A 15,955-nucleotide genomic window follows, 5' to 3' on the forward strand; every position below is an offset into this window, starting at 1 on the left:
ATTCTTATCTGATCGGCATTATGCATAGGCACCTTTTTTGTTTTAAATTATCGGTGATTAATAGCGCGCTAAAAACTCAGCGCGGGTGCGGCCATCGTCTTTAAAAATGCCGCCAAGTGCTGTCGTCTGGGTTTTCGAATTCATGTCCATTACGCCCCGAGATTTAACGCAATAATGCACCGCTTCCATGGTAACCGCCACATCTTTGGTTTGCAGCAAGGTTTGCAATGCCAGCAAAATTTGCTGGGTAAGCCGCTCCTGCACTTGCGGGCGCTGGGCAAAAAACCGGACAATGCGGTTTATTTTAGATAAACCGATTATTTTGCCTTGCGGAATATAGGCGACAGTAGCGCTGCCATCGATCGTCACAAAGTGATGCTCGCATGTGCTGGTAAAGCTGATATCTTTTACCTTTACCATTTCCCGCACCTGCATTTTGTTTTCAATCAGGGCAATTTTTGGAAAGTTTTTATAATTGAGACCGCCAAACACCTCATCGACATACATTTTAGCAATACGATGCGGCGTTTCACTTAAACTGTCATCGGTTAAATCCAAACCAAGCGTACTGACCACTTCTGTCATTAACTGAGAGATTTTTTGATACTTTTCATCTCTGGACAGGCCATTGTCCAGCATTGGGGTCTCTAAACCCTGAGCTTCAAGCGCACTGCGCACTAATACGGCTTCATCTGACAACATACTTTACATCCAACTAAGCGTTATGTGATGCTTTTACGGCACAACAAAACCATTAGTTTAGTCATTAACTCAACTTTCTACGAAATACCCGAAAAATACCCAACTGTTGTGACGAAATTGACTATTACTGCACCCGGGCCAGTGACTCCAGCAGTTCGCGAGGCTCAACTTCCGGACCGTTTAACGACTCGTCCCAGTTAGTGCCAATTAATACACCATCGTCGTACATTTCTTTTAACCAGCCATCGCAAAATACATCCAGCGGAATGGCTTCTGGTTTATAACCTGCCCACTCATCTGAACAATGCGCCTGGGCGTCAGCTTTATTTGACCAAAATGGCATAACATCGGTTTCTTCAAACTCTACAGACTCTACGACCAGCAAATCTTCGCCGTCGGCCAGGGTCCAGACGATGCCATTGGTTTTGGCTTCTTCAACAAATTTTTGATAACTCGGATCGTGTTCAAACTCGGCCATAATATACCCGCATTTTGGTGGCTTATAATGGCTGCTATTAGAACAGATTTAGCGGGTAAAAAGCCATCATTATCGTTGTATCAGCCAGCGGCTTTCCCTGATGGCTTAAAATAACGTACAATTTGCGCCATCATCAATAACTGGTTGTAATAACTCTATGGCGCAATATATTTACTCAATGCATCGGGTGTCAAAAGTTGTCCCGCCGAAAAAAACCATCTTAAAAGATATCTCACTTTCGTTTTTCCCCGGCGCTAAAATTGGCGTGTTGGGCTTAAACGGTTCGGGTAAATCTACCCTGCTGCGAATTATGGCTGGAGTTGATACCGAATTTGAAGGTGAAGCCCGGCCACTGGCTGGTACTAAAATTGGCTATTTACCGCAAGAACCGGTGCTGGATACCAGTAAAACCGTGCGGGAAATTGTTGAAGAAGCCGTTGCCGATGTAAAAGAAGCGTTTGGCCGGCTGGATCAGGTTTATGCCGCGTACGCTGAAGAGAACGCTGACTTTGATGCACTTGCCCGCGAGCAAGGCGAATTGGAAGCACTTATTCAGGCTAAAGATGGTCATAACCTGGACAACACCCTGGAACGGGCTGCCGATGCGCTGCGTTTACCGCCATGGGACGCTAATATTGGCCATTTGTCAGGTGGCGAACGCCGTCGGGTGGCCATTTGCCGGCTGTTATTGGAACGGCCGGATATGCTGCTACTGGACGAGCCAACCAACCACCTGGATGCCGAGTCAGTCGCCTGGTTAGAACGCTTCTTACATGACTATCCGGGAACCGTGGTCGCGATTACCCACGACCGCTATTTCCTCGATAATGTCGCCGGCTGGATTTTAGAACTTGACCGCGGCTATGGTATTCCATGGGAAGGCAATTACTCCTCCTGGCTGGAGCAAAAAGATGCCCGCTTACAACAGGAAGAGAAAACTGAAAATGCCCGCCAGCGTTCCATTAAGCAAGAACTGGAGTGGGTACGCACTAACCCCAAAGGCCGTCATGCCAAAAGCAAGGCACGGATGGCTCGGTTTGAAGAGTTGCAAAGCCAGGACTTCCAGAAGCGTAACGAAACTAATGAGCTGTTTATTCCGCCAGGGCCGCGCCTCGGTGATAAGGTGCTGGAAGTTAACCACCTGCGAAAATCTTTCGCCGATCGCTTGCTGATAAACGACCTGAGTTTTAGTGTGCCAAAAGGTGCGATTGTCGGCATTATCGGCCCTAACGGCGCCGGTAAATCAACGTTATTTAAAATGATCACTGGCAGCGAAAAGCCTGATAGCGGCAATATTGAGATTGGTGATACCGTCCAGGTGGCCAGTGTTGATCAGTTTCGCGATAGCATGAACTCGAAAAACACGGTTTGGCAGGAAATTTCCAATGGCCAGGACATGCTGCAAATTGGCAGTTTCCAAATCCCCAGCCGTGCCTATGTCGGTCGCTTTAACTTTAAAGGCAACGACCAGCAGAAATTTATTGGCGAGCTTTCCGGTGGTGAGCGCAACCGGGTGCATTTAGCTGCACTGTTAAAAGCGGGTGGCAATATGTTGCTGCTGGATGAACCGACCAACGATTTAGACGTGGAAACGTTGCGAGCACTGGAAAACGCTCTGCTGGACTTCCCAGGCTGTGCGATGGTGATTTCGCACGATCGCTGGTTCCTTGACCGCATAGCGACCCATATTCTCGACTACCGCGATGAGGGCCAGGTAAATTTCTTTGAAGGAAACTACTCCGACTACGAAGCGTGGCTTAAAGCCACTTATGGTGCCGCTGCGTTGGAGCCTCACCGGATAAAATATAAGAAAATTTAAACTTTCCCGTCTGACAAGGCCGCCTTCGCGGCCTTTTTTAATCGCCAGTTGACAAGCTTTACCGGCCCTGTTGTTATAACGTCACTTTATTGGCAATACCATAGAATGTTATGAGCACTAAAATTTATTTAACCCATTATGCAAAATTACTGGCAGTTGCCAGTGTAAGTTTGCTGCTTGCCTGCTCTGAGCCTGCGAAACCAGAAAACACCTCTGCCGGGGCCGATAAATCGCAGCAAATAAGCCCTGACACGGTCCGGTTTCAGCAAGACGTGCATTATAAACTGGTGGAAAATATTGACGCTGAAAATGCCAAGCCGCCTTTTCTTGTAGAGTATTTCTGGTTTGGTTGCCAGCATTGTCAGCAATTTGAACCTGTGCTGGAAGCTATTATGCTGCGTCGCCCTGAACTCAGCCTGGTACGCAAACATGCCGCTGCCGTACCACAGTGGCAAACCGACGCCCGAATATTTTACAGCCTGCAGCAAATGGGGCTAGAGCACCTGACGGCACCGTTATTTAAGCTTTATGAAGAAAAGCGTCAGCTTACCCCCTTAGATTTACAACAGTTTTTAACAACACATCAGGTTGATCAGAAAGCATTTTTTGATATAGCGGAAAACAGCGAACAGGTCGTAGAAAAAATGCGCCGCAGTGCGCGCGAGATGCAGGACAATACTATTCGCGGCGTGCCGGCGTTAGTAGTAAATGGTCGCTACTTAATCACCCCAAACGAGGATATCAATAGCCTGGATGCGTATCTGGCGCTGATTGACTACCTGCGGACAAAATAATAGCCGCCGGGCAGATATGACCCGGCAAGATTCTCGTCTAAAGAGTGAATCGCATTATGCTAATAATCATGTTGCAACAGTTAACGGCTGTGGTATTGTAACTGATAATTATTATCATTTATAAAGGTGAGGTTTTATGAAAACAGTTATCCGTATCTCCGCCACGTTATGTCTATGCACTTTTGCCTTTGGCAGCGTGGCGGACGAGCAGCGCCCGGATCACTTTAAAGGTCAGCAAGTCGGCACACTATCTGAAGCTGTGACGTTGTTTCGTGATGGTAATCAGAAATTGCAGCAATTGCTGCAAGGTGAACTCACTCCTGCAAAGATGGTAGAAATACATCAGTTAACTTATACCCTTGAAAATGCATTAGATAAAATTCACAGTGAAACGATGGAATTAAAAAATGTGCTGGAAGATGTTCACCTCGGTTCAGAGAGCATGGATTTTGGCAAAGTGAAACAACAAGCCAAGCACTATCTGGATACTGCCAATACCCTAAGCAAATAACCCGGATTTTTAAACGGTGTACTGATCCAGAGGAACCTGCCCGGTATACTGTTCTGAACATGACGTAATCCGGAGTGACTAATGACCTTTTGGCAAGGGGCGAGCTGGCTGTTGTGGTTGGGGTTGTTATTACGTTTTTTCCCACGTGACGTTATTAGCCGGCTGATAAATGACAGTGGCTATCAGCATTTGTGGTGTAGTTCCGCCATCATTGTCGCTTTACTGTGGCTGGCCCAAGCCGGGATTCAACCTGGCCTAGAGCTGCATCTGCTTGGGATCACCACTCTGGTACTATGCCATGGCTGGCGGATTGCCTGGCTGATTGGCAGTGTCGCTATTGTCATTCTGCTTGCAATAGGGAAAATATCCCTGGCTGATGCCGGCAATATGGCATTGTTGACGGTATTGCTTCCCGCCCTGTTCAGTTATTTAATTTTTGTGCTGTCTTATCAGTATTTGCCGCGCCACTTATTCATCTATATTTTTATTGCCGGGTTCGCCAACGCCGCCTTGACCATTACTTTTAAGATGTTACTTACCTCAGTCTGGGTATACTGGCAAAGCGACTACAGCTGGAACAGCATTTACCAGAATTATCTGCAACTGGCACTGCTTATCTGGTTCGCCGAAGCCTTGTTAAACGGCATGGCCATTACATTAATGAGCGTATACCGGCCCCACTGGCTCAGAACCTTTTATGACAATGAGTACCTGTCGCCAGACCGTTAATCACACACCGCTAAACAAGACTACACCACGCCCTGCTGGATCATGGCGTCGGCTACCCGACGAAACCCTGCAACGTTAGCGCCCAGAATAAAGTTTGTCGGCTGGTCAAGCTCGATAGCGGTGTCTCTGGTACGCTGATAAATACCCCGCATGATGTCCTTCAATTTCTGATCAACTTCATCGAAGGTCCAGCGCTGCATACTAGCATTCTGAGCCATTTCCAGCTGACTGGTTGCTACCCCGCCTGCATTCGCCGCTTTTCCGGGAGCGTAGGCAATTTTGGCTTTTAACAGCACGTCAGCCGCGTCGGAAGTACAGGGCATGTTGGCACCTTCGCACACGGCGATGCAGCCATTGTCAAGCAGAGCGCGGGCATCAGCTGCAGTTAACTCATTCTGGGTCGCACACGGGAAGGCAACTTGCCCCTGCAGACGCCACACGGCATGACCATCTTCAGGATAGTTGTCGCGACTAATGTATTTTGCATCTGACTGACGTTTTGCATAATCACTGAGCCTGCCGTTCTCAACCTCTTTTATCTGCTTCAAGCAACTAATATCAATTCCACTCTTCTGATAAATCGTGCCCTGAGAGTCAGTGCAGGACACCGGTTTGGCCCCCAGCGCCAGTAACTTTTCTATGGTATGAATGGCGACGTTGCCAGAGCCTGAAACCAGACATTCTTTACCTTCCAGGGTGTCTTTATTGCCTTCAAGCATATGTTCGGCGAAATAAACACAACCATAACCCGTCGCCTCCTTGCGCGCCAGAGAACCGCCCCAAAGCAGATCTTTGCCGGTAAACACACCATCAAAATTGTTGGTTAACTTTTTATACTGACCAAACATATAGCCAATTTCACGGGTTCCCACCCCAATGTCACCGGCCGGGACATCTGTTCTGGGGCCTATATGCCGATACAGCTCGTTAATAAATGCCTGGCAGAATCGCATTATCTCGCCGTTTGACTTACCCTTAGGGTCAAAATTGGCACCGCCTTTACCACCACCCAGTGGCAGACCGGTCAGTGCATTTTTTAATACTTGCTCAAACCCCAGAAACTTCATAATGCTGGCATTAACACTGGGATGGAAGCGGATCCCGCCTTTGTAAGGCCCAAGCGCAGAGTTAAATTCTACCCGGTATCCTTTATTAACCTGCACTTTGCCCTGGTCATCAACCCATGCTACCCGGAACATAATTTGTCGCTCCGGCTCTACCATGCGTTCGATAATGGCATGCTGACAAAAGCGGCTTTCTTCATCCAGTACCGGCCCCAATGAATCGAGGACTTCTTCAACGGCCTGATAAAACTCGGTTTGTGCCGGGCTGCTCTTCTGTAATTTAACAATAGTATTGTGGGTATAGGGCATATTTAAACCTTTGTTGTGTAAAGCAGTTCGCTGGTATAGCCTGTCAGCAATACTGCTAATTTCACTAATAGTGAACAAACTAACGCAATAAACACCTGTTATGGATCACTCTTTATATTTTAGGTTAGCTGGCTATAAAAATAGCATGCAACTGGCAGCTCTGGCTAACCGGCCGACATTTAGCGCGTCACAACCACCGATACTCTGCCTGCATGGCTGGTTGGATAATGCCGCCAGTTTCCGGCCTCTGGCCAGTGAACTTGCTTCACTACCTTTACTGGCGCTCGACTTTCCGGGCCATGGTCTGTCGGCTAACCGAAGCAATGACGCCCATTATTATTTTTTTGACTGGGTAGAAGATGTGGTTGCCCTCTGTCAGCAACAAGGCTGGCAACAGCTGACTGTGGTTGGCCATTCCATGGGGGGGATGGTGGCCACTGCGCTGGCTGCGGCTTTCCCGGAGCTGGTGGCCAGATTGGTACTGATAGATAGCCTGGGCTTTGTTACCGCTGAGCCTAACGATACCTGTGAGCAATTGCGTCAGGGTATTGTGTCGCGGTTAAAAGGGCCGCCAGCACGAAAACCCTATTACCAGAGCCTTACCGCTGCTGCAGAGGCACGGCTCCGGCAAAGTGATTTTAGCTTACAGGAAGCGTTGCTACTGGCTGAACGTGGCACGGTGACCAATCAACAGGGTGTTAGCTGGGACAATGACTATCGTTTACGTTATCGCTCGGTACATCGGTTGACTGACGCTCAGGCCAAGGCGCTTTGCCTGGAAGTTCAGGCGCCGGTACTGGCTATTTTAGCCAGTGATGGTCCTTTTAACAGTAAACTGGCAGAGCTACAAAGCTGGTATGAGCGCTTGACGGTAAAGCAAATAACCGGCGGCCATCATTGTCATATGACAGCCGCCAGCGAGGTTGCCAGGCTGATTAAAGCCTGGCTCTGATCACTGCAGAATGTAACTGACTGACAGACCAAAATTAGCACCGGCGGTAGCATAGCCCCGGCTGGTGTAATAATTTTTATCAGTCAGGTTCGCCAGCCTGGCCCTTATTGTTAGCGCTGGTGTCATAGCGTAACTCAGCCCCAGCCCCCACACCGTATGGGCCGGCGCATCAGGGAAAGCGTCGCCGGTAAACCAATCGGCGCCCTGGTAGGTCGCACTTTGATAGTCTGCCGTAATAAATGCAGACCAATTGTCAGCGATGTAACTGCCCCGCCAGTTAATGGTATTTTCAGGCCGGCGCTCCAATTTAAGGCCATTGCTACGATTCTCGGTATCCAGCCAGCTATAGCTGAAATTACTGGCCCATTGCTGCCAGGTTTGGAGCAAGCTGAATTCAATTCCACTGACCGTTGCCAACACCACGTTCTCAGCCAGCTCAACTCCCTGAATAAGGTTGGTAACCTCGCGATCAAACCAGGCAAGCTGCAGCGTTAAACTACGTGTCAGATAGTTAAGGGCAATTTCATCGGATATCGAGCGCTCAGGTTTAAGATCCGGGTTAGCAAACCCAGGAAAGTACAACTGATTAAACGACGGTACTTTAAAGGCAGTGCCACGACTGGCCCGCAATTGCCAACGGTCGGTTAATTGATACCCTGCAGCCAGTTGCCAGGTGGTCTGAGCACCATACTGATTAATCTCATCATAGCGTGCTACCGATTCCAGCTGTAGCCTGTTTAACTGATAATTAATGCCGGCGAATATTGCACGATTAGTTCTGCTGGTTTGCTCGTAAGCCGTAGCAGATTTTGCCACCTGCTCCTGATACCAGTTAACGCCGCCAACAAATTGCCAGCCTGCAGCCAGCTCTGACGCTGCCTGATAGCTGAACTCATCGCGCTCAGTGACAAATGGGCTGCGCGAAACAGGACCAAAAGTAGTATCGCTATCCAGATTACGGCTAAGCTGAGCCTGATGTTGCCAGCGACTTAGCCGCTGCTGCCAGCCAAGCAGATAGGCGCGGTTAAGGGTGTCAGTTTCATCTTCGCTGCCAAAACTGGTATCAAACTGATTAAAACCGGAATTCACGTCAGCCTGAGCTGTCCACAGCCCAAACGGTGAACGGTAGTCAGCAGCTACTTTCAGATACTGTTGCTGATAACCATCGCTGTCTGGATCCAATGCTGGCTGCGCATTAAAACCATCCGCCTGGCTGAAACCGGTACTCGCCCGCAGCGTTAGCCGCTCACGTTGCTGGCTAACGCTGATATCAGCGCCGCCCTGGCCATAACTACCAACCCGGCCATGTAATTCTAATGCGCTGCTACGTCGGGTGGTAATAGCAATAACCCCGGCTAGTGCATCAGAACCATACCAGGCTGCCCGCGGCCCGCGGATAACTTCAATGCGTTCAATCAACTCCAGCGGCACCATCGATAAGGCTTTATATCCTAAGGTCGCAGAGCCACTGCGCACCCCATCGACCAGCACCAGGGTATGACCGGTATTGCCGCCGCGCACGTAAATACTGCTGTTCTGACCACGGCCACCATCCCGGCTTAAGTTAATCCCGGGCAACTGCGCCAATAACTCGGGTAAATCATTGGTCTGACGCGCGACTATATCCTCCCGCTCCAGCACCGTAACGCTGGCCAGCACGTCTTGCTGCAACGTTGCCGCGCGATTAGCGTAGATACTGATACGCTCAATATCCCCATCAGGGTTATTATTTGCAACAGAAGTGTCGTTCAGGCTATCGGTAACAAGGGTACTGGCAGTAACCGGACAGCAGGATGCAACCAGCAAGGCTGCAAAAGCAGGTTTAAACATCAAAGCTCCTAGAATGTGCCCACCGCACATCTACGTTAGTTAGTGGACTTTTCAGGCCGGTCTCCGGGCTTACAACCTGCTTGCGCCAAAACTTTACCTTCCCATCAAATGACAGTGGTTTTTAAAGTTCTGATGGTTGTTTACCGTTGCGGGGGCAGCTCTGGCTTTAACCAGATTCCCGTTTAACTGCAGCGTGCTGCAGCACCTGAAAAAAAGCGGCCTTATTTAAGGCCGCGAGCAGTGTAACCGTGCACCAGAAAATGTCAATAGATGCCTGGATGTCTAAAATAACCAGTTAGGTTATTAGTCCCGAAAATTAGTGAACTGAAAAGCTTGTTCCAGCTCACTACCGCGCACCAACGCCATGGCTTCTTGCAAGTCATCGCGTTTTTTACCGGTAACTCTGACCTGATCTCCCTGAATAGCAGCCTGAACTTTAAGCTTATTATCTTTAATAAGCTTAACCAGCTTTTTTGCCATATCCTGCTCTATGCCTTGCAATAAGCTGACGGCCAAGCTATAGGTTTTACCAGAGTGCACCACGTCGCCTTCTTTAAAAGAGCGAACATCCAGCCCACGTTTTACCGCTTTTGCTAAAAAGATTTCCAGCATTTGTTGCAGCTGAAATTCCGCTTCAGCCTTCATGGTAATAACCTTTTCTTTCAGGATGAATTCTGCTTGCACCCCGCGAAAGTCAAAGCGGGTAGTCAATTCACGGTTTGCATTTTCTACAGCATTCAGTACTTCTTGCTGGTCCACTTCCGATACGATATCAAATGAGGGCATTAAAATTCTCCTTAGCATAAGCCATTCTGTCTGCTGGTGATTATAACCAGAAAACTGCTACAATCCGAGCGCAGTTTCTGACAGAGGGCTCGCTGTGCCGCAGATTTTTTATCGCTGGATATGTGTATTATGTTTTGTGCTGGCTACCGCTGGTTTTCTGGCTGAGCTAAGTGGTCACCGGATAGCCGGAGGTTTCGCGCATGTAGACAAGGTCGCTCACTTCGGCATTTTTATCCTGTTAACTGCGTTACTCTGGAAAGGCTTTAAACTCACCGTCATTCCGGCTTTTTTGCTGCTGGGCATTTACGGCGGCGGCGTAGAGTTAGCGCAACACTATTTTACCCGCCGCACCGGTGACTGGTTAGACTGGCTGGCCGATGTTGCGGGTATCGTTACTTTTTATCTGGCCCGGGCACTATGGCACCAATTTCGTCCCCGCAGTCAGCGCTAAGCTGGTGTATTGTTGGCCGTGGCGCCATTGGCCTGCTTGCGGGCGCGCGGCTGCAACAGGCGGGTTATACTGCTACCCTGTGGTTAAAACAACCTGATGCCATTCCACTGCAATTCACCGATCTAACGCAGCAATACCAGCAACAAATACTGCTGCCTCAGCCAAAGGATCAGGCTATTGCACGCCTGCTTGTGCCGGTAAAAGCCTATGATGTCCTCAACGCGGTAGCGCAGTTGCTGCCCTATCTTAGCCCCAATGCCCAGCTGGTAATAAGCCATAATGGCATGATACCTATTGCACCCTTGCTGGCCCGGTTACGCCCTGCGCAGGGGTTGTGGTTTTTATCAACCAGTCAGGCGGCCTATAAACCCGCAGCAGATCATGTTGTTCATAGTGGTGAGGGGCTAAGTTATCTGGCAAAACTGACGGCTTCTGATGGCAATGACAGTCAAGTCATCGCGGCAATGAACGCCGCGTTAGGACCCGTTACGGTAGTGCCGGATATTTATCCCATGCTATGGCAAAAGCTTGCGATAAACGTAGCAATTAACCCACTGACCGCACTAGAGAATTGTCAGAACGGTCAGTTAGCGCACCCGCGATATCAGTCTCAGATCAGCGCACTTACCACAGAGGTATGCCTGGTCGCCAACGCACTGGGTTATCCGATGGAACCTACTGCTACGGTGCAAAGGGTTTATCAGGTAATAACGGCAACGTCCGGCAACTTTTCATCAATGCAACAGGATATGCAAGCCGGCAGACAGACTGAGATTGCCGCTATTTGTGGTTACATTTGTCAGCAAGCAGCGCAGCTGCAACTGTCGGTGCCGGTCAATCAGCAGATGCTGGACCGGGTTCTGGCAAAAACAGCGACTAGCTGACCGGCCGGTAAACAGACACATTGCGATGGCCCTGCTCATGCAGCAACACCGCTTGCAACCTGCTCATCACGCCTTGAGCGCAGTAGCAATAATAATGGCGACCTGAGTCAAGGTTTACAAACTGACTGGCCAGTCTGAAAAAAGGCAGTTCGACAACAGGTATACCCAGATCATTAAGCGGTGCCAGCTCTGTTTCTTCCGGGCTGCGAATATCAAGTATAACCGCGTTGTCAGCCAGTTCACTAAGCTCGCACACCACGTGTGCCTCCTGCTCTGCCTGATAATCAATGGTACGGATATCCAGAATTTTTGCCGCCTTAACCATCTGATCCAGCAGCGTCATATCTACGCGGGCTTCATTTTGCTCAATGTCTGACTGCACAGCATTAACGGTGGGCTTGTTTGAAATAACACCGCAATACTCCGGTATGCTTTTTGACAACTCGTCCACCCCGATTTGACGGGCAATATCAATAATATCCTGTTTATCATGGTAAATAAGTGGTCGTAGCACTAAATCCGGAACCACTTTGTCAATAACCGCCAGATTGGCGATCGTCTGACTGGATACCTGACCGATACTTTCTCCGGTAACCAGCGCATTAATGCCCAAATCCCGCGCTACGGCGCTGGCGGCTCTTAACATCATCCGTTTTAAAATAACGCCCATAACACCGTTATCAACGTGCTCCAGAATGTTATTAACCACGGGCGCAAAATCAACACTGACAAACTTTACCCGATGCGACAAGCTGAACTTTTGCCATAAAAAATTCGCGACCTCCCGCACACCGGCTTCGTGGGCTGCTCCGCCCAGGTTAAAAAATAAGTAGTGGGTACGCAGGCCTTTTCGGATCATCAGGTAACTGGCTACGGCCGAATCGTAACCACCGGAGAGTAGCGATAGTACATCGGATTGAGAGGGCAGCGGAAACCCGCCCATACCGCGAAAACTTTCACTAAGCAGCAGCAACTTGTCCTGTTTAATTTCCAGCTTAATAGTAATATCAGGTTGTTTTAACTGGACTTTTGCCGACACCACCTGCTGATTTAGCCCGCCACCGATATAACGCTCTGCTTCAATAGAGCTAAAACTGTGCTTGCCCTGACGTCGCACCCGGACACAGAACGTTTTACCTGATAGCTGTGACTGATATACCGCCAACACCTGCAGAAAAATATCATGTAAATCAGTAAAGGATGCGGTACGCATCTCAGAGAACGTGACGATGCCCGGTATACACGTTAAGCGCTCAATCAGCTTAGTACGAATGCGTGGTGACGTATTAGGGCAACTGACGATCAGATGATCAAACAGGTTAGTCACGATAACGCCGGGATCTACCTGCGTCAGGATAGTTTTCAGATTGCGTTCAAGTAACTTCGTCTGGCGCTTACGCACCGACCTGCTTTTAATGGCAATTTCAGGGTGTAATTTAATAATGAATTCAAGCATAACATTCAAACATGGCGGTTACGGCGTTAAAAAGTGGCGCGGATTATAGCGTAAAGCCAGCAGAACACCTAGGGCGTGAAGACGATTGCTGGCTTTAATGTTTTCTCGTTACGGCAGAATGCCGCCAGGCTAATTAGCCTGCGGCTCAAAGCTGATGGGATCAGACTCTTTGGCCTTACCCTGCAAAATGGATATTTCTACCCGACGGTTGCGTCTGCGGTTTAACTCAGAGTCGTTTTCAACCAACGGTCGGGTGTCAGCATGCCCCATAACCACCACACGTTGCCGGTCAAACTCTGGCGCGCGGATCAGCTCGGTTGCCACTGATACCGCCCGCTTTGCAGAGAGTTCCCAGTTGTTGCTGTGCAGCTCGTCAGACACCTGAATATCATCTGTATGACCGCTAACCGTAATTTCACCAGGCACATCATTTAGCAAGGTGCCAATTTGCTGAATAATCGGCCTGAAACGCGGTTGTAAAAATGAAGAGCCAGAGGGGAACGAGCCATTCTCACGGATCCGGATAATAATTTGCTGGCCCAATGACTCCAGTTCAACGGCGCCGTCTACAATTTGCTGCTCCAGTTGTTCCGCCAGCTTTTTCACCATTTCATTGGTTTGTTGCTGCATTTCTTCCGCGGCTGCTTCTGCCGCCGCTTCAGCATCGGCCATTTCTTCAGCGTTTGCTGCCGACTGGCCGCCCGTCATATCATCACGTTGTTCCTGGCGCCCGCCAGCAGAATCTTCCTCACCCGCCTGAAACTCAATGACCTGCTGGGTAATTTCCATGGTTTGCTGTTGCAAGGTTTCAATCGGTGTCGGATCAGGTCTGCCGGGTCTGAACTCCATAGCAATGACACTGGTACCTTTGGGAATGTCCTCTACTTCAATCTTATTTTGCACCCCAAAAGCAAACTTCATCGAGCCGGCAATTTGTTTAAACTTCAACACATCCATTTCAGAGAATGCCAACAGCAGCACGAAGAAACACATTAACAAGGCCATTAAATCGGCGAAAGTTCCCATATATTGAGGTAGCCCAGGGGGTGGGCATTTACACTCCTGTTCTTCCTCGTTATTCATGCCGGCTCTCCGACAGCAACCTCGCGCTTACCCTGTGCCAGGTAATTGCGCAGTATACCTTCAATCACTTTCGGGTTCTGACCATCCTGAATACCCAGAATCGCATCGAGGATCAGCTGATTATTTTGCTTTTCCTGCTGATTACGGATGGCCAGCTTATCCGCCAGCGGAATAGCAATAACGTTGGCGATAAATGCACCATACAGCGTGGTTAACAATGCTACTGCCATGGCCGGACCGATAGCCTTAGGATCATCCATGTTCGACAGCATTGCCACCAGACCAATCAAGGTACCAATCATACCCATTGCCGGCGCAACGTCGCCCAGACTGCGGAATATCGCGATCGCTGTCTCATGGCGCTTCTCGGTCAGGCTGATATCTTTTAACAACGTTGCCCGGACCACATCGGCGTCATGGCCATCCACCAGCATGTTAACCCCTTTTTGCATAAAGGCGTTGGGTATTTCAGCTTCTTCCAAAGCTAAAAAGCCCCCCTTCCGCGCAGAGTCTCCTAACTGCACTGCTTTTTCGATCAGCTCTTCAGGTGCTTCTATTTTAAACATAAACGCTTTTGCAGCCGCCTTACCGGCACCTAAAAACTGGCCCATGGTAAATTTGGCAATAACCACAAAAATTGAGCCACCGACCACAATCAGTACTGACACCAAATCAGCGAACATAGCCGGGTCGCCACTACTACCGATAATCATCGCCATAACAACAAAACCAATAGCGCCAATCATCCCAACCAGGGTTGCTATATCCACTCTTTACTCCTCAACACACGCCCAAACGGCAATTTTGATTATTTTATATTAGCTTATAGTCGGTTATCGACAAAGCTTCGTAAATATTAAGTGCGCAATTACTTAAAAGACGCAATTTAGGCTTTCACTTATGGGTTATGATTGACCATAATAGCCTGCTAAGGTAACGTTGCGCACAGTTTTTTTGGGGATCGTCATGAGTAAAAAGAAAGCCGACCTGAGCCAGTTTGAGCAGGCGATGGCCGAACTTGAAGGTATAGTGCAGCAACTTGAGCAAGGCGACTTGTCACTTGATGCCTCACTAAGCCAGTTTGAACGCGGTATCAGCCTGGTTAAGCAAAGCCAGCAACAACTTCAAAGTGCGGAGCAGAAAGTCCAGTTGCTGTTGCAACAGCAACAGCAGGAGAGTCTGCAAGCGTTCACACCACCGCCTGGAGAGTAGCTTGGTACCTGATAGCCTGACATTGTATCAATATCGCATTGAGCAACAATTACAACTTACTATGGCTGCTCAACCTCAGATTGCCGGCCGCTTACACGATGCAATGCAGTACAGCCTGACTAATGGCGGCAAGCGGATCCGGCCTTATTTAGTGTATAGCTGTGGCAGCATGCTCGGCGTGTCACTGGATACACTGGACAGCGCAGCCTGTGCCATCGAATGCCTGCACAGTTATTCGCTCATTCACGATGACTTACCGGCAATGGATAACGATGATCTGCGTCGCGGCAAGCCAACGTGCCATAAAGCATTTGATGAAGCCACTGCTATTCTGGCTGGCGATGCGCTGCAGGCATTGGCCTTTGACATTCTCGCCAGTGCTGAGGGTGAGTTAAGCATCCAGCGCAGATTAAAGCGCGTCGCGCTGTTGGCAAAAGCCAGTGGCGTAGCAGGGATGTGTGCAGGACAGGCGATTGATTTGGCGCAAACCAATCAACACACCGGTTTAGCCACTTTGGAGCAAATGCACCGTTTGAAAACAGGTGCCTTAATAGAGTGTGCCGTACAACTGGCCTATTACAGCAGTGAACTGGATTGCCCTGCTACACTTGAGGCATTAACTGCTTTTGCCAGTGCGCTGGGTCTGGCGTTTCAGGTTCAGGACGATATCCTTGATATTGAGAGCGATACCTTAGTACTGGGTAAGCCACAGGGTTCTGATAGCAAAGCAAATAAGCTGACTTATCCGGCACTGTTAGGGCTGCAGGAAGCCAAGAATAAAGCGCATCATTTGTATCAGGAAGCATTGGCCGCACTGGCCAGACTGCCCTACAATACCGCTGAGTTGCAAGCCTTCGCGCATTACATTATTGCCCGCAAGTTTTAATAAAGGCAT

17 protein-coding genes and 1 riboswitch are annotated in these 15,955 nt (G+C 49.1%); of the genes, 9 read left to right on the forward strand and 8 right to left on the reverse strand.

All coding sequences use genetic code 11. From position 1 onward, the window contains the following. Window positions 1–57 precede the first annotated feature (57 nt). Window positions 58–702 carry a GTP cyclohydrolase I FolE gene (folE, locus tag B2X65_RS05130; protein WP_290611083.1) on the reverse strand — a complete coding sequence of 215 codons (645 nt, stop codon included), beginning with the start codon at window positions 700–702 and terminating at the stop codon, window positions 58–60. A 124-nt stretch (window positions 703–826) separates the two neighbouring features. Further along, window positions 827–1,180: a DUF2750 domain-containing protein gene (locus B2X65_RS05135; RefSeq protein WP_290611084.1), complete on the reverse strand. Its 354-nt coding sequence runs from the start codon at window positions 1,178–1,180 to the stop codon at window positions 827–829. Window positions 1,181–1,337: 157 nt separating this feature from the next. Here B2X65_RS05135 and ettA point away from each other — a divergent pair, with 157 nt between their 5' ends. The 4 genes from ettA to B2X65_RS05155 all read left to right on the forward strand — a co-directional run bounded on the left by ettA (window position 1,338) and on the right by B2X65_RS05155 (window position 5,033). Then, window positions 1,338–2,999, forward strand: a complete 1,662-nt coding sequence (ettA, locus tag B2X65_RS05140) for an energy-dependent translational throttle protein EttA (protein WP_290611085.1) — start codon at window positions 1,338–1,340, stop codon at window positions 2,997–2,999. A 110-nt stretch (window positions 3,000–3,109) separates the two neighbouring features. Further along, window positions 3,110–3,793, forward strand: a complete 684-nt coding sequence (locus B2X65_RS05145; protein ID WP_290611086.1) for a thiol:disulfide interchange protein DsbA/DsbL — start codon at window positions 3,110–3,112, stop codon at window positions 3,791–3,793. A 136-nt stretch (window positions 3,794–3,929) separates the two neighbouring features. Then, entirely contained in the window at window positions 3,930–4,304 is a 375-nt protein-coding gene (locus B2X65_RS05150) for a DUF6746 family protein (RefSeq protein ID WP_290611087.1), read from the forward strand. 81 nt (window positions 4,305–4,385) lie between these two features. Continuing rightward, window positions 4,386–5,033, forward strand: a complete 648-nt coding sequence (locus tag B2X65_RS05155) for an energy-coupling factor ABC transporter permease (RefSeq protein WP_290611088.1) — start codon at window positions 4,386–4,388, stop codon at window positions 5,031–5,033. 20 nt (window positions 5,034–5,053) lie between these two features. Here B2X65_RS05155 and gdhA read toward each other — a convergent pair whose 3' ends face one another. Beyond that, the gene (gene gdhA / locus B2X65_RS05160; RefSeq protein WP_290611089.1) at window positions 5,054–6,406 is read right to left on the reverse strand and encodes an NADP-specific glutamate dehydrogenase; all 1,353 of its coding nucleotides are present in this window, start codon (window positions 6,404–6,406) and stop codon (window positions 5,054–5,056) included. Window positions 6,407–6,551: 145 nt separating this feature from the next. On the opposite strand from gdhA, the gene B2X65_RS05165 reads away from it, so the two are divergent. Further along, on the forward strand, window positions 6,552–7,358 hold the full coding sequence (locus tag B2X65_RS05165; RefSeq protein WP_290611090.1) for an alpha/beta fold hydrolase: 807 nt from the start codon (window positions 6,552–6,554) through the stop codon (window positions 7,356–7,358). Here B2X65_RS05165 and B2X65_RS05170 read toward each other — a convergent pair whose 3' ends face one another. Beyond that, window positions 7,359–9,188: a TonB-dependent receptor domain-containing protein gene (locus B2X65_RS05170; RefSeq protein WP_290611091.1), complete on the reverse strand. Its 1,830-nt coding sequence runs from the start codon at window positions 9,186–9,188 to the stop codon at window positions 7,359–7,361. It abuts the gene before it with no gap. A 37-nt stretch (window positions 9,189–9,225) separates the two neighbouring features. After that, window positions 9,226–9,412, reverse strand: a riboswitch (cobalamin riboswitch). A 79-nt stretch (window positions 9,413–9,491) separates the two neighbouring features. Further along, window positions 9,492–9,974, reverse strand: coding sequence for a YajQ family cyclic di-GMP-binding protein (locus B2X65_RS05175; RefSeq protein WP_290611092.1), 483 nt, complete (start codon window positions 9,972–9,974; stop codon window positions 9,492–9,494). Between the two features lie 94 nt (window positions 9,975–10,068). On the opposite strand from B2X65_RS05175, the gene B2X65_RS05180 reads away from it, so the two are divergent. Together B2X65_RS05180 and B2X65_RS05185 are read left to right on the forward strand one after the other, a co-directional pair. After that, a complete protein-coding gene (locus B2X65_RS05180; protein WP_290611093.1) occupies window positions 10,069–10,425 on the forward strand; it encodes a VanZ family protein in 357 nt (118 codons plus the stop codon). Continuing rightward, window positions 10,392–11,309: a ketopantoate reductase family protein gene (locus B2X65_RS05185; protein ID WP_290611094.1), complete on the forward strand. Its 918-nt coding sequence runs from the start codon at window positions 10,392–10,394 to the stop codon at window positions 11,307–11,309. Before B2X65_RS05180 ends, B2X65_RS05185 begins: the two co-directional genes overlap by 34 nt. Here the strand turns inward: B2X65_RS05185 and thiI are convergent. The 3 genes from thiI to pomA form a co-directional block, all read right to left on the reverse strand. Next, window positions 11,302–12,765: a tRNA uracil 4-sulfurtransferase ThiI gene (gene thiI, locus B2X65_RS05190; protein ID WP_290611095.1), complete on the reverse strand. Its 1,464-nt coding sequence runs from the start codon at window positions 12,763–12,765 to the stop codon at window positions 11,302–11,304. The genes B2X65_RS05185 and thiI overlap by 8 nt on opposite strands. A gap of 129 nt (window positions 12,766–12,894) precedes the next feature. Beyond that, a complete protein-coding gene (locus B2X65_RS05195) occupies window positions 12,895–13,848 on the reverse strand; it encodes a flagellar motor protein MotB (RefSeq protein WP_290611096.1) in 954 nt (317 codons plus the stop codon). After that, a complete protein-coding gene (gene pomA / locus B2X65_RS05200) occupies window positions 13,845–14,618 on the reverse strand; it encodes a flagellar motor protein PomA (protein ID WP_290611097.1) in 774 nt (257 codons plus the stop codon). The genes B2X65_RS05195 and pomA overlap by 4 nt, the downstream gene beginning before the upstream one ends. A gap of 196 nt (window positions 14,619–14,814) precedes the next feature. Here pomA and B2X65_RS05205 point away from each other — a divergent pair, with 196 nt between their 5' ends. Together B2X65_RS05205 and ispA are read left to right on the forward strand one after the other, a co-directional pair. Continuing rightward, window positions 14,815–15,060, forward strand: coding sequence for an exodeoxyribonuclease VII small subunit (locus B2X65_RS05205; RefSeq protein ID WP_290611098.1), 246 nt, complete (start codon window positions 14,815–14,817; stop codon window positions 15,058–15,060). Between the two features lies 1 nt (window position 15,061). Next, on the forward strand, window positions 15,062–15,946 hold the full coding sequence (ispA, locus tag B2X65_RS05210; protein WP_290611099.1) for a (2E,6E)-farnesyl diphosphate synthase: 885 nt from the start codon (window positions 15,062–15,064) through the stop codon (window positions 15,944–15,946). Window positions 15,947–15,955: the final 9 nt, after the last annotated feature.

It is taken from the genome of Arsukibacterium sp. UBA3155 (genome assembly GCA_002364615.1).
In the GTDB taxonomy this organism is placed as follows: Bacteria; Pseudomonadota; Gammaproteobacteria; order Enterobacterales; family Alteromonadaceae; genus Alishewanella.

What these genes read in the sequence shown, in the direction of transcription:
- folE (WP_290611083.1), bottom strand. Translation starts at nt 702, where the DNA reads ATGTTGTCAGATGAAGCCGTATTAGTGCGCAGTGCGCTTGAAGCTCAG.
- B2X65_RS05135 (WP_290611084.1), bottom strand. Translation starts at nt 1,180, where the DNA reads ATGGCCGAGTTTGAACACGATCCGAGTTATCAAAAATTTGTTGAAGAA.
- ettA (WP_290611085.1), top strand. Translation starts at nt 1,338, where the DNA reads ATGGCGCAATATATTTACTCAATGCATCGGGTGTCAAAAGTTGTCCCG.
- B2X65_RS05145 (WP_290611086.1), top strand. Translation starts at nt 3,110, where the DNA reads ATGAGCACTAAAATTTATTTAACCCATTATGCAAAATTACTGGCAGTT.
- B2X65_RS05150 (WP_290611087.1), top strand. Translation starts at nt 3,930, where the DNA reads ATGAAAACAGTTATCCGTATCTCCGCCACGTTATGTCTATGCACTTTT.
- B2X65_RS05155 (WP_290611088.1), top strand. Translation starts at nt 4,386, where the DNA reads ATGACCTTTTGGCAAGGGGCGAGCTGGCTGTTGTGGTTGGGGTTGTTA.
- gdhA (WP_290611089.1), bottom strand. Translation starts at nt 6,406, where the DNA reads ATGCCCTATACCCACAATACTATTGTTAAATTACAGAAGAGCAGCCCG.
- B2X65_RS05165 (WP_290611090.1), top strand. Translation starts at nt 6,552, where the DNA reads ATGCAACTGGCAGCTCTGGCTAACCGGCCGACATTTAGCGCGTCACAA.
- B2X65_RS05170 (WP_290611091.1), bottom strand. Translation starts at nt 9,188, where the DNA reads ATGTTTAAACCTGCTTTTGCAGCCTTGCTGGTTGCATCCTGCTGTCCG.
- B2X65_RS05175 (WP_290611092.1), bottom strand. Translation starts at nt 9,974, where the DNA reads ATGCCCTCATTTGATATCGTATCGGAAGTGGACCAGCAAGAAGTACTG.
- B2X65_RS05185 (WP_290611094.1), top strand. Translation starts at nt 10,392, where the DNA reads ATGGCACCAATTTCGTCCCCGCAGTCAGCGCTAAGCTGGTGTATTGTT.
- thiI (WP_290611095.1), bottom strand. Translation starts at nt 12,765, where the DNA reads ATGCTTGAATTCATTATTAAATTACACCCTGAAATTGCCATTAAAAGC.
- B2X65_RS05195 (WP_290611096.1), bottom strand. Translation starts at nt 13,848, where the DNA reads ATGAATAACGAGGAAGAACAGGAGTGTAAATGCCCACCCCCTGGGCTA.
- B2X65_RS05205 (WP_290611098.1), top strand. Translation starts at nt 14,815, where the DNA reads ATGAGTAAAAAGAAAGCCGACCTGAGCCAGTTTGAGCAGGCGATGGCC.